12 protein-coding genes, 1 pseudogene and 1 other annotated feature are annotated in these 12,477 nt (G+C 34.1%); of the genes and pseudogenes, 3 read left to right on the top strand and 10 right to left on the bottom strand.

Annotation, left to right across the window (positions count from 1 at the left end; translation table 11 throughout):
* From ACW2QF_RS10065 to miaA, 8 genes and pseudogenes are all read right to left on the bottom strand, one after another.
* Positions 1 to 360: pseudogene (locus ACW2QF_RS10065) on the bottom strand (penicillin-binding transpeptidase domain-containing protein); the annotation flags it as partial.
* Between the two features lie 2 nt (positions 361 to 362).
* Positions 363 to 857 carry a rod shape-determining protein MreD gene (gene mreD / locus ACW2QF_RS10060; protein WP_455715871.1) on the bottom strand — a complete coding sequence of 165 codons (495 nt, stop codon included), beginning with the start codon at positions 855 to 857 and terminating at the stop codon, positions 363 to 365.
* Positions 858 to 872: 15 nt separating this feature from the next.
* The gene (mreC, locus tag ACW2QF_RS10055; RefSeq protein ID WP_455715870.1) at positions 873 to 1,721 is read right to left on the bottom strand and encodes a rod shape-determining protein MreC; all 849 of its coding nucleotides are present in this window, start codon (positions 1,719 to 1,721) and stop codon (positions 873 to 875) included.
* Positions 1,722 to 1,745: 24 nt separating this feature from the next.
* Entirely contained in the window at positions 1,746 to 2,765 is a 1,020-nt protein-coding gene (gene mreB, locus ACW2QF_RS10050; RefSeq protein WP_455715869.1) for a rod shape-determining protein MreB, read from the bottom strand.
* A gap of 34 nt (positions 2,766 to 2,799) precedes the next feature.
* On the bottom strand, positions 2,800 to 3,504 hold the full coding sequence (radC, locus tag ACW2QF_RS10045; RefSeq protein ID WP_455715868.1) for a RadC family protein: 705 nt from the start codon (positions 3,502 to 3,504) through the stop codon (positions 2,800 to 2,802).
* Between the two features lie 54 nt (positions 3,505 to 3,558).
* Entirely contained in the window at positions 3,559 to 3,816 is a 258-nt protein-coding gene (locus tag ACW2QF_RS10040) for a DUF4321 domain-containing protein (protein ID WP_455715867.1), read from the bottom strand.
* A 125-nt stretch (positions 3,817 to 3,941) separates the two neighbouring features.
* The gene (locus tag ACW2QF_RS10035) at positions 3,942 to 5,228 is read right to left on the bottom strand and encodes a methionine gamma-lyase family protein (protein WP_455715866.1); all 1,287 of its coding nucleotides are present in this window, start codon (positions 5,226 to 5,228) and stop codon (positions 3,942 to 3,944) included.
* An 18-nt stretch (positions 5,229 to 5,246) separates the two neighbouring features.
* Complete coding sequence (gene miaA, locus ACW2QF_RS10030; protein WP_455715865.1) at positions 5,247 to 6,200, bottom strand: tRNA (adenosine(37)-N6)-dimethylallyltransferase MiaA; 954 nt, start codon at positions 6,198 to 6,200, stop codon at positions 5,247 to 5,249.
* A gap of 884 nt (positions 6,201 to 7,084) precedes the next feature.
* Between miaA and glmS the strand changes: the two genes are divergently transcribed.
* The 3 genes from glmS to ACW2QF_RS10015 all read left to right on the top strand — a co-directional run bounded on the left by glmS (position 7,085) and on the right by ACW2QF_RS10015 (position 9,939).
* Positions 7,085 to 8,905 (top strand): glutamine--fructose-6-phosphate transaminase (isomerizing), encoded by a 1,821-nt coding sequence (gene glmS, locus ACW2QF_RS10025; RefSeq protein ID WP_455715864.1) that lies wholly within the window; start codon positions 7,085 to 7,087, stop codon positions 8,903 to 8,905.
* Positions 8,906 to 9,111: 206 nt separating this feature from the next.
* A complete protein-coding gene (locus tag ACW2QF_RS10020; protein WP_455715863.1) occupies positions 9,112 to 9,651 on the top strand; it encodes a biotin transporter BioY in 540 nt (179 codons plus the stop codon).
* 63 nt (positions 9,652 to 9,714) lie between these two features.
* Positions 9,715 to 9,939 carry a hypothetical protein gene (locus ACW2QF_RS10015; protein ID WP_455715862.1) on the top strand — a complete coding sequence of 75 codons (225 nt, stop codon included), beginning with the start codon at positions 9,715 to 9,717 and terminating at the stop codon, positions 9,937 to 9,939.
* 143 nt (positions 9,940 to 10,082) lie between these two features.
* Here the strand turns inward: ACW2QF_RS10015 and ACW2QF_RS10010 are convergent, their stop codons facing one another.
* Positions 10,083 to 11,447, bottom strand: coding sequence for a glycine--tRNA ligase (locus tag ACW2QF_RS10010; protein ID WP_455715861.1), 1,365 nt, complete (start codon positions 11,445 to 11,447; stop codon positions 10,083 to 10,085).
* A 45-nt stretch (positions 11,448 to 11,492) separates the two neighbouring features.
* Positions 11,493 to 11,749: a binding site (T-box leader), on the bottom strand.
* Positions 11,750 to 11,822: 73 nt separating this feature from the next.
* The gene (locus ACW2QF_RS10005) at positions 11,823 to 12,353 is read right to left on the bottom strand and encodes a cysteine hydrolase family protein (RefSeq protein WP_455715860.1); all 531 of its coding nucleotides are present in this window, start codon (positions 12,351 to 12,353) and stop codon (positions 11,823 to 11,825) included.
* Between the last annotated feature and the right edge of the window lie 124 nt (positions 12,354 to 12,477).

The raw sequence follows: 12,477 nt of genomic DNA, 5'->3' as shown, positions 1-12,477 counted from the left end.
AAAATCACTTTCTAAAACGCCACCATTACTTTCAATAATTTTAACTAAATTATAAATCATGGAGTTTTTATCTTCATTTTTCGTTAATTCACCTGTATCTTCATAAGTTACAGAATAAGACAGCTCATTATAAGCAAGTTTTTTCCCGTTCATGTCAAGTATATTTCCACGAGTTCCTTTTAACTCACGTTCTTTTGTAGTTTTTTCTTGCGCTTCTTTTTGGTGTGCTTCCCCTTCAACTATTTGAAGGGTGAATATTCTATTGATCAGTGTAAAGCATAGCAAAACATAGATCAATACAATAGGAAGTAACCGTGATTGAAATAATTTTTTTATTTTTTCAATTAATACATCAAACAAACCTAAACCTCCTTATACTCAGAACGTTCTAATTTCACGTTAAGTATATGCAGTATCTTATATAGAACAATAGATACTACTACTGTATAGATAAGTTCTGGCAATATAACTCTCTTTAAATAAAATAAAATATTCAAACGATTTCTTAACAAGAAAAGGAACACATAATAGAAAAAGCCATATAAAAAATCACTTATAGAAACTAAGATAATTGGCATTGTAAAATAAATTTTGTGAGCATATCCATTCAGATATCCTATACACATATACATTAAACCAAACAAGCCAATAACATCACCATAGCATATATCCACTAGCAGACCACAAGCGAGCCCGACGTAAATCCCATTGGTTCTACCATGCATATATCCTGCAGCTACTGTTACAATTAGTAGCAGATTGGGAACTACGCCTGCTATGGCTAGTGATTGAAAAACAGTACTCTGCAATAAGAAACATACTATAATAACGATTAAAGACATAAAAAAACGCTTCATATATCAAAATCCTTTCTAGTATAGAGTTTCTTTTAATTCTGTAATAACCAATACTGTTGTTAAGTTAGAAAAATCAACTGCTGGCGTCAGATGTCCAGATTTCGTCATGTTGTTTGAATCAACTTTCACATCTGAAACATAACCTATTAATATTCCTTGCAAGTACTTTGAGCTTATTGAGGATGTAACAACTTCATAACCATCTTTAATCTTAGCATCCTTATCAATTCCCTGAACTTCAATTAGCCCTTGATCGATTAATTCCAAATTACCCTTCACATTACATTGATCATTAGTTTTTAAAAACATACCACTAACATTACTCGCGTCATCTATTATTGATCTGACCGTTGCATTGTTACGTCCTACCTTAACTATAATGCCTACAAGCCCATTACCAGCTAGCACATTCATTCCCACTTTTAGTCCATCATCAGAACCTTTATCAATAACAAATCGATTGTACCAGTTATTTGTATCTTTACTGATAATTGTAGCTGCAACCTTAGGATAACTTGGATATCTCTTATCTAATTCGTAAAGATCACGAAGGGTATCTAGTTCATAACCTTCTTGTTGAAGAATACGATTCTCATAAGTTGTCTCTGCAAGTTGTTCTTTTAGTTCCTTATTCTCCTCTTGCAAATCTCTGATGTTTGTTATCAATTCTTTTTTATCTGTTATCCATTTTCCAACCGTATTAATACCCTTTTGCATCGGAGTAAATATACCCGTTACCACATTCTTAACAGGTTGTACTTTATCCTCGTATCGAAAAGATATAAAAATCAATATGATACATAGGACGGAACATATAGCCAAAATATATTTTGGTTCAAGTGAAAACCTTGATCTACGCCTCATAATGTCCCCCTCGACTTCCCTTATCTATCTTCTAATTGTCATCTGCTTCATGTTATAAGCAAGTTCTTTTAAATCAGGTTCTTCAATAATTCTTCCTAATCCTTCAACAACTGTGCTATCAGCTTTATCACAGATATTTACTCTCAGATCTGTATTGGTTCCAATTAATGCATCCAATCCTTTAATAGATGCTGAACCTCCAGTTACATAGATACCAGATTCTATAATATCTGAAGATATTTCTGGTGGAGTTCTTTCAAGAATAACCTTAATAGAATCAACAATTGTATGAAGATATTCTTTAATCGCTTCATATACCATTTCAGAATCAACTTCCATCTGCGCAGGAAGTCCATTCACAATATTTCGTCCGTATACAGTAATTGTTTCGTTTGAACCTGGTAATGCACTTGCTAGACTCTTCTTAATTGTCTCAGCCGTTTTATTTCCAATAGCAAGATTACATTTTTTCTTAACATATAATTTGATAGATTCATCTAATTTGTTTCCACCAACATTAATTAATTTGCTAAGAACGATTCCACCTAAGGATATAATTGAAATCTCAGTAGTATCTGCACCGATATTAACTACCATAACACCTCTGGCATTGGTAATATCAAGTCCTACTCCAAGTGCATCAGCAATACTCTTCTCTACGATACTTATATCTTTAATTTTAGAATTTGAAGCTAGAACTGTATCATAAAAAGACTTCTTTTCAACACTAGTGATATCAGTAGGTACTGCTATATAAAATGAGCTAGTACTTTTCTTTCCACCATTTATTTTGTTTATTACACCAGTTAAAATACGTTGCATATTCCCAATATCTGCAATTACACCATTCCTAACTGGAGAGACTACTTTGATAGAAACTGGTGCTTTTTCATTCATCTCATATGCTTCGTCACCAATTGCTTTTACATTTTTTTTATTTTCAACAGCTATAATATTTCTCTCATGAAGGATTACTCCTTCGCCCTTTTTATATACTTTAATTGTATTTGTTCCTAAATCTATTCCATAAGTTTTAACTGCCACTTAAATTTACTCCTTCCAAACTGCGAACAAAACTTTATTCCAAAAGCCCTTGTTCTTTCAAACTTATATACATATTGTCACCAATAATTATGTGATCCATAAGTTGTATACCGATTAATAAACCTGCTTCTCGTATTCGTTTGGTCGTGATAATATCTTCTTTGCTTGGCATAGGATCTCCACTTGGATGATTATGCAACAAAATTATATAGACTGCTCCATACTTTAGTGCATTCAAATAAATCTCTCGTGGTGCCGTTATCGAAGAATTAACTGACCCTTTTGATAGTTCCATATCCCGAATTAAATGGCACTTGGTATCTAAGAATAGAAGGACAGCTTGTTCTACTTTAAGATGTCTCATCTGTTCCATATAGTAATTCGCTATTGTTTCAGGAGAAGAGAAACGGACTTTCATTCCATATGTGGCTTTTGCCATCCGCTTGCTAATCTCAGCAAGACACAGTAATTGAATTGCTTTTACCTTACCGATTCCATGTATTTGCATTAATTCGTTCATGGTATACTGATATAGCGATACGATTCCTTGATCTCTCTTTTCATTCGCCAGCACACGATTGGCAACGTCAATTGCTCGTTCTTTTGGTGAACCGGATCGAATGATTACAGCTAGTAATTCAGCATCTGATAAACTAACCGCGCCATAACGTTCACATTTTTCATAGGGTTGTTCCGTTACAGGTAATTCTTTGACTGTTAAATGTTCTCTTTGCTTCATAGATTTCCTCACTTTCAGTAAGAAACTCTATTCAAGCTTGTACAATTATTTTCCTTATAATTTCTTATAAACAAGGATAGCCAAGATAACACCAATAATACTTGACATTGTAATCTTGATTGTAAATCCAAATGTTACTTTTAAGATTCCTAGATTCAATTTAAAAGGCTCGCTAACTCCAAATTGCTGTCCATAATTAAGCCATGCTAAATACGTGGCATCTTTTGTTAGCCATCCAATGAATCCCCCGAGCACTATGCCTGCTAGCAATAACAAGAATAATGACCATCCATTTTTGGAAGAATTTCGCATCTTATACCATCCCCATTATATCCATATTATCAATATAACACGTTTCTAAAACATGTATTCCACACACCATTTTATCATAAATTCAGGTGTTTGTATACTCAATTTCGTCGACAACTTCTTAAAGGTTACTTAAGATTGCACAAATTGTTTTCGTATAATTTCTGAAGCGACATCATTATACCAAATTTTGAGTGGTACCATGTTAAACCGCCTTGGAAATATACCGCATATGGTGGTTTAATAGGTGCATCTGCACTTAACTCAATGGAAGAACCTTGAACGAAGGCGCCTGCAGCCATAATAACATCACAAGTATATCCAGGCATTGCCCATGGTTCAGGTGTTACATAACTATCAACTGGTGCGGCAGCTTGAATACCTTTACAGAATGCTATAATTGCCTCTGCAGAACCTAATGTTACCGCTTGGATGATATCATGTCTTGATTCAGTACCATTTGGTATAACTGGGTATCCTAACTTTTCATAGATATTTGCAGCAAATATTGCTCCTTTTAATGCGCCTGATACCACTTGTGGAGCCATAAAGAAACCTTGAAGTAATTGCTGATTAATTCCAAGTGTTGCTCCTACTTCTTTACCTAAACCAGGTGCAGTTAAACGAAAGGCTGCATTATCTACATACTCTTCTTTACCTACAATGTATCCACCAATTGGAGCAAGTCCACCCCCTGGGTTTTTGATCAAAGAACCCACACATAAATCAGCACCTACATCCGTTGGTTCAATTGTCTCTACAAATTCACCATAGCAATTATCTACCATGCAGATTACATCTGGTTTAATACCTTTAATAAAAGAAATTAATTCGCCTATACGGGAAACTGATAATGTTGGTCTTGTCTGGTATCCCTTAGAACGTTGAATTGTAACTAATTTTGTCTTCTCATTCAGCGCATTTTTAATACCTTCATAATCAAAGGAACCATCTTCAAGCAAATCAACTTGACGATACGTCACACCATACTCTGCCAAAGAACCTCTACTTGGCCTAATTCCAATTACACCTTCTAAGGTGTCATATGGCTTTCCAACTGGTGATAAAATCTCATCACCTGGTCTAAGATTTCCTGATAAAGCCACTGTTAGCGCATGAGTTCCACAAGTCAATTGCGGACGTACTAATGCAGATTCAGCATGGAATACGGATGCATAGATACTTTCGATTGTATCTCTTCCTAAGTCATTATATCCATAACCTGTTGTTGCACTAAAGTGAACATCGGATAAATGATTTTCTTGCATTGCTTTAATGACTTTCATCTGATTATACTCAGCAACTTTATCAATTGCTGCAAATCGTTCCTTCAATGAAGCCTCAATCGTCTTACAAAAGTCTACAACTTTTTCATCAATTCCGAGGCTTCGGTACATATCATTTAATTCTTCCATCTGTTTCTCCTAACTGTTTTATATGATATTTTTTTCATGTAAAACACTACACATATTTTCTAAAATTTTATCTTCATTGTCGTTAAATTCGTTTTTATTTAGCCAAATAACATCTCTTTCTCTTTTGAACCAAGTTAATTGGCGTTTAGCAAAATGTCTTGTATCTCGTTTTAACACATATACCGCTTCTTCTAAGGTACACTCTCCTTCAAGGTAGGATAGTATTTCCTTGTATCCTAATCCTTGCATAGATACAAGTTCTTTGCTATACCCCTTGTTATATAGGGAAACGACTTCATCAAGTAGCCCTTGCTCCAGCATTGTATCAATTCGTTTTTCGATACGATCATATAGTATGCTACGTTCATGATTTAAAACAAAATATGCAAAGTTATAAGGTGATTCTTTCTGTTTTTGCTCTTCGTTATGCTCAGAGATTTTATTTCCTGTCTGATGATAATACTCAAGTGCTCGAATTACTCGTTTCACATTGTTTTGATGAATCGTTTTGGTAGCTTCTTCATCTACTTCTCTTAACAACTCGTATAAGAATTCTGCTCCTTTTTCATCTGCCATCTGCTGTAGGTATTGTCGATAGGATGTATCTTCGGCTGTTTCAGTAAAATCAATATCATTCAAAATAGCTTGAATATAGAAGCCAGTACCTCCTACTATAATTGGTATCTTACCTTTAGCATAAATCTCTTCCATATAAGTTAATGCTAGTTCCTTGAACTTAACCACATTAAATTCTTCTTCTGGCATGAGTTCATCAATTAGATAATGTTTAACACCTTGCATCTCGTTTGGCATAATCTTCGCAGTACCGATATCCATCATTTTATATACTTGCATGGAATCAGCTGATATAATTTCACCGTTTACAACCTTTGCAAGACGTATGGAAAGTGCAGTTTTACCCACTGCAGTTGGTCCTGTTAGAATAATTAGTGGTTTATTTTCTTTGTTCATATGCACCTCCAAAATTGTACCATACAATTGGTAGTGTACCATATAATTTACGAATTTTCAAACACAATAGGCACAATTCCAATTAAAACTCACATAGATTTTATTTTCTATGAAGTATTCGTCAATTTCTTGACTTAGCTATTGAAACATGCTATATTCTTCGTAGATTGTACTCTTTTCGATTTAGATAATCTGAGAGATTGCAATTTGTTCTATAATCTGTGTTGCAACTATGCTACTACGTTCATATACTATTAGCATAGAATACTTATGAGCTTTATTAAAGGGGGAATCCATAGACACAGTACCATAAATAATTGCCCATGTTTTATGTTTTATATCTGACAGAAATGTCTTCAATTAGTGTTATAGATTAATCTATCCTAATTTGATAAAATTAGCGCCATGTACCTTTGTCTGGGCGGAAAAAGCAAAGGGTAACGAGGTAAAAGGTGTTCGAAAATTCGGCGGGGACCTTTTCGTATTCTTGGATGCGTATATATCTTCAAAATCCTGAGTAATCAGGGAACAAAGAGATATAACCAAGCTGTTATTTTTGTTGTCTTTTTTAGGCAATTTCTTGAATTCCTATGTAAAATCATATGATTTGATATACAGATGTTTATCAATCATTCTACTTTATGTACTGAATTATAGTAATTGTCTTACTTAGATACTGCAAAGATCTATTGAATTGTAAATGGTTTGGGTACAACAAAGTAAATAAGCAAAACTCTTAGTCACCGTACACATTCAAAAGCACTTAGATATGTAGCGTGTTTTGTGTTATAGTACGGAACTAATAAGCTATATAGATATATATATTGTTTTGCATCGATACTTGAAATACCCGAATCCAAATGAATTATAAAGGAGAATGAATTATGTGCGGAATTATTGGTTTCACAGGAAATCTTGATGCTACTGAAGTATTATTAAATGGTCTTAATGAATTAGAATATAGAGGTTATGATAGTGCTGGTATTGCTTTCTTTCAAAACGATGCTATTCATACAATAAAAACAACTGGTAAAGTATCGAATCTAATTGAAAAAGTTGCCTCATCACAAGATAAAGATACAACTTGCGGAATTGGTCATACTAGATGGGCTACACATGGTGGTGTATCTGACACTAACTGCCATCCTCATACTTTTGGCAAAGTAACATTAATTCACAATGGTATTATTGAAAATTACCATGAATTAGAACTAGAATTTGCAAAAGAGGGTAAAAAACCAGTTTCTCAAACGGATTCAGAAATTGCTGCAATGGTTATTGACAGTTTATATAATGGTGATGCTTACGAAGCTATCCGTAAAGCTTCTGAAATTCTTGATGGAGCCTACGCTTTCTGTATCCTATTCCATGATCAACCAGGAGTTATCTATGCAATTCGTAATGGTAGCCCACTCGTTGCTTGTCAATCAAACCAAGGTTCAATTGTTGCTTCCGACATGGTAGCTTTAATCAAATATTCGAAAGACTATTTTGTATTAGCGGAACATCATATAGCTAAATTAGATGGTAATCAAATCGAAGTTACTAAGTTAGATGGTTCTAAAGTTGAACCAAAAATCTTACATGTAGACTGGGATATTACTTCTGCTAAAAAGGGTGGCTATGCTCACTACATGTTAAAAGAAATTCATGAACAACCAGATGCTTTACACAATACAATTACTCCTCGTGTAAAAAATGGTATGTTAGATTTTAAAGAAGACGGAATTGATGATGATGTATTCTCTGATATTAATCGTGTCATTATTGTTGGATGTGGAACTGCTATGCATGCAGGTTTAATCGGAAAAGTAATGTTTGAAAAATTATTACGTATACCAGTTACTGTTGAAATTGCTTCTGAATTCCGTTATAACGATCCAATCTTAGATAAAAACACACTAGTAATCACAATTTCTCAATCTGGCGAAACAGCAGATACACTTGCTGCTCTTCGTTTATCAAAAGAGGCTGGCTGCAAAACATTATCAATCGTTAATGTTAAAGGTTCTTCTATTGCTCGTGAAAGTGATTATGTTTTCTACACACATGCAGGTCCAGAAATTGCAGTTGCTAGTACGAAAGCTTATACAGTTCAATTATCAAGTATCTATATGATTGCCTTCAAATTCGCGATGATTCGTGGAACAATCAGTAAAGAAACTTGTGAGAATTATTTAAAACAATTACAAGACGTAATTAAAGCTGTCGCTACTACTATTGATCTCGATAAACAAATCGAAAAGATTAGTGAGTGCTTAACAAAGTCTGAAGATCTATTCTTCATCGGTAGAGGACTTGATTATGCATTATCATGTGAAGGATCAATTAAATTAAAAGAAATCAGTTATATTCACTCTGAAGCTTATGCTGCTGGAGAATTAAAACATGGTACACTTTCTCTAGTAACAGATGACGTACCTGTAATTGCTCTTGCAACACAAGAAAAGGTATATGCAAAAATGATCTCTAACATCCGCGAAGTTCGTGCAAGAGGTGCTATGGTTATTCTAATTACGAATGGAGAAATGCCTGTAGACGATGACCTATGTGCTCACCACATCGTTCTTCCTAAGAGTGATGATCAATTTGCACCTTTCACAGCAGCTGTAGTGTTACAATTAATTGCTTACTACACTTCTGTTCATCGTGGACTTAATGTTGACCAACCAAGAAATCTTGCTAAATCAGTAACGGTAGAATAGATATAAATATCGTTGTTTTATAAAGAAGACTAAAACACAAAAAAATATTGTGTTTTAGTCTTCTTTTTTAGCTTTGTAATAATAGAGAATAGTATTTGTTAACTAATAATTGATACAGGTTGACAAATGCTATTCTGTACTATATACTATTGTAAACTCAACCGAGTTACAGGTTAACATTAAACGACATAAGGAGGTTACATACAATGAATATGAAAACTAAGGTTCTAACAACAAGCGCGCTATTTGTTGCACTCACTGCAATTTGTTCACAGATACAGATACCGCTTCCAATGGTTCCAATTAATCTTGCTTTATTTGCAGTATATCTTACTGGTACTTTACTTGGTCCCCAATACGGTTCCTTATCAATTCTAGCGTATATAATCTTAGGTGGAATCGGAATACCGATTTTTGCTGGTTTTAGAAGTGGTTTTGGTACCATTACAGGACCTACTGGTGGATATATTGTTGGATATATATTTACAGCTTTCATTGTTGGTCTTATAACTAAAGAGTTCGGATATACTTGGTTAAAGCTCGTAATAGCTATGGTACTTGGATTAGCTGTTTGTTATATATTAGGAACAATATGGTTTATGTATGTTACCAGTAATTCTTTAGCATCAGCTATGACTTATTGTGTTATTCCATTCTTACCTGGAGATGTAGTTAAAATTATTCTTGCAACGTTATTAACAATTCGTTTAAAAAAATCATTACCTGAATTAATGCTTTTAACTTGAATTTCCATCGTTATAGGAATACAATACCTATATATACCATTAACATAATATGGAGGTGCTCTTATGAAACAATTCATTACTGAGTTCATGAAACGTTCTTGGACAAATGAAGAAAAAGTTCTTGTCGTTCTTTCTGCATCACTAATCGGAATCGTAGTAGGATTTATCTTCTCTCCTTTGAAAAAAGGAATTAGTGTATTTAGTCACAATGGATCGAATAATTCAAACAATGGAAATCCTCAACAACCTTCCATTGAAGAAGAAATTTGTGAAGACACAGATTTGTAAATTATAAAGGACAGTTTCAATTTACTTAAGTATATTGAAACTGTCCTTTATTTTTTTGCAATGAAAGTTCATATCTCTTTGATAAAGAATAATGTAGGTTGATTGATATTTGAGTTTAGCAAATTATATACCGTGATTAGCATTTATAATCGTTCTATCAAATAAGGTATTAATTCAGAAACAGAAACCGTAACTTGTTCCATACTGTCTCGCTCTCTAACTGTAACTGTATTATTCTCAAGAGTAGCATCATCAATTGTGATTGCAAATGGTGTACCAATTGCATCGCCTCTTCGATAACGTTTTCCTATATTACCTGCTTCATCATAAGAAACCATCATGTATTTAGAAAGCATTTGATGTAATTCTTTTGATTTTTCTGCATGACGTTTCTTAATTAATGGAAGTACGTTAAGCTTAATTGGCGCTAAGAATGGTTTAATCTTTAATACCACACGTGTGTCCCCACCCTCTAAATCCTCTTCAACAAGATTTTCAAACAGTACCGCTAGTACAAGTCGATCTAGTCCATAGGTTGACTCAATTACATATGGTATATAACGCTCATTGTTCTCTGCATCAAAATATTCCATTGTTTTTCCTGTGTACTCTTGATGTCTAGCTAAATCAAAATCTGTACGATTGTGTGTACCGTTAATTTCTCCCCAACCAAACGGGAATAAGTATTCAATATCACATGCTGCTTTCGCATAATGAGCTAACTTCTCATGATCGTGATAACGTAAGTGTTCACTGGCTAATCCCAGATATTCAAAGAATTCCTTCCCATATTCTTTGAAATAATCGTAAAGACTTTCGTCATCACCTTTCTTACAAAATGTTTGATATTCCATCTGCTCGAATTCTATTGTACGAAAAGTAAAGTTACCAGGTGTAATCTCATTACGGAACGCTTTACCGATTTGTCCAATACTAAACGGTAATTTCGTTCGCATAGTTCTTTGTACATTTTGAAAATTCACATACTCACCTTGTGCATTTTCTGGTCGTAGATAAACTGTATTTGATGAATCATCCGTTACACCACGTTTCGTTGCAAACATCAAATTAAATTGGCGAATATCCGTAAAATTAGATTTTCCACAAACTGGGCAAGGAATTCTCTTATCTTTAATGAACTCTAACATCTCTTGTTGTGTCATCGCATCTGCATTTGCTGTCTCATCGAATGAATTAATTAAATTATCTGCACGATGTCTTGCCTTACACTCCTTGCAATCTAATAAAGGATCCGAGAACCCGTCAAGGTGTCCACTTGCTTTCCAAACCATAGGATTCATTAATATATCAGCATCTAACTCATAACTATTCTCCCTACGTTGAATGAAATAGAATCTCCATGCATCTTTTAGGTTATTCTTCAACCTACAACCTAGTGGCCCGTAATCCCAGGTGTTTGCTAGCCCACCATAGATTTCACTTCCTTGAAAGATAAAACCATACTGATTACAATACGCAATTAGCTCATCCATATTAAATGTTTTCATAATAATTCCTCCTTATAATAAAAAGAGCCCGCTCTAAGCCTTTATGCTTAGGGCGAACTCTATAATATGTCCGTGGTACCACCTAAATTCAGATTTCTCTGCTCTTTGTAAGCACGGGAATACGAGATTCCTTATGCTACTCCCTTTCTAACGGTAGGAACTCCGGTGCAATCTAATTGATATTCCTATCTTTCAATGCACAGCTCAAAGGCGCCTTCGATAAAACCTTCATGAAGATTCTCACCAGCCATCTTCTCTCTGAAATCCAGTTGTTATGTACTATTCCTTTTCATAGCCTCTAACTAATTTTTTAAATTCTACTCCTAAGTTAGGATTTTGTCAACCTCAAGATTTTGTAAAATTTTATTTGACTTGTCATCTATTCAATACTTTAACTTGCAAACCTTCCATTACATCAAGGGCTTTTTGGTTTAGTACCGAATCAAAACTATCAGTTAGTGCTGCATCTACAACTATTGTTGCACCTGGATAATAGGTCTGGAAAATAACCGCATTACTAAGAACGCAAATATTCGATACTAACCCAACTAGTTCGACCTCATCTACAGTCTTTGGCAATTTACTAGCTATCTCCTCGGTAATAGATAGTCCAAATGATTCTTTGTCAAATCCTTCAGCTTTAACTTCCTCTAAAGCTTTCTTTGTTTCACCATATACTTCCCAGCCTTTTGTATCCTTTACACAATGTTCTACTGGAAGGTTTCTTCCTTCACGTGTTTGTAAATAATCCTCTGTATGTGTATCCCTAGTGAAGAATACATTACCTTCACCATATTCATATATCTTTTTAGCAATGGATTCATCTAAAATTTCAGCTCCATCAAAACCTAACGTTCCATCTACAAAATCATTTTGATAATCTACAACTATTAAAATCTTCTTCATGCTTATTCTCCTCTCGCATTTTCAACACTTAGGTAATTATGAAACTCTTTGTAGTGCAAAAAGAAATGTTAATGTTTTTCGCAATTATCTATTCATAAAAATTGTTTAATGTATCACAGTAGAT

This window comes from Anaerosporobacter sp. (assembly GCF_965301125.1).
Note: the sequence above shows the minus strand (reverse complement) of the source record. Positions and strands in the feature narration are given on the sequence as shown.

Coding starts and splice junctions, on each gene's coding strand:
- miaA (WP_455715865.1), bottom strand. CDS start 6,200: ATGAACAAAGAAAATAAACCACTAATTATTCTAACAGGACCAACTGCA.
- glmS (WP_455715864.1), top strand. CDS start 7,085: ATGTGCGGAATTATTGGTTTCACAGGAAATCTTGATGCTACTGAAGTA.
- mreD (WP_455715871.1), bottom strand. CDS start 857: ATGAAGCGTTTTTTTATGTCTTTAATCGTTATTATAGTATGTTTCTTA.
- ACW2QF_RS10035 (WP_455715866.1), bottom strand. CDS start 5,228: ATGGAAGAATTAAATGATATGTACCGAAGCCTCGGAATTGATGAAAAA.
- ACW2QF_RS10015 (WP_455715862.1), top strand. CDS start 9,715: ATGAAACAATTCATTACTGAGTTCATGAAACGTTCTTGGACAAATGAA.
- ACW2QF_RS10040 (WP_455715867.1), bottom strand. CDS start 3,816: ATGCGAAATTCTTCCAAAAATGGATGGTCATTATTCTTGTTATTGCTA.
- mreC (WP_455715870.1), bottom strand. CDS start 1,721: ATGAGGCGTAGATCAAGGTTTTCACTTGAACCAAAATATATTTTGGCT.
- ACW2QF_RS10020 (WP_455715863.1), top strand. CDS start 9,112: ATGAATATGAAAACTAAGGTTCTAACAACAAGCGCGCTATTTGTTGCA.
- ACW2QF_RS10005 (WP_455715860.1), bottom strand. CDS start 12,353: ATGAAGAAGATTTTAATAGTTGTAGATTATCAAAATGATTTTGTAGAT.
- ACW2QF_RS10010 (WP_455715861.1), bottom strand. CDS start 11,447: ATGAAAACATTTAATATGGATGAGCTAATTGCGTATTGTAATCAGTAT.
- radC (WP_455715868.1), bottom strand. CDS start 3,504: ATGAAGCAAAGAGAACATTTAACAGTCAAAGAATTACCTGTAACGGAA.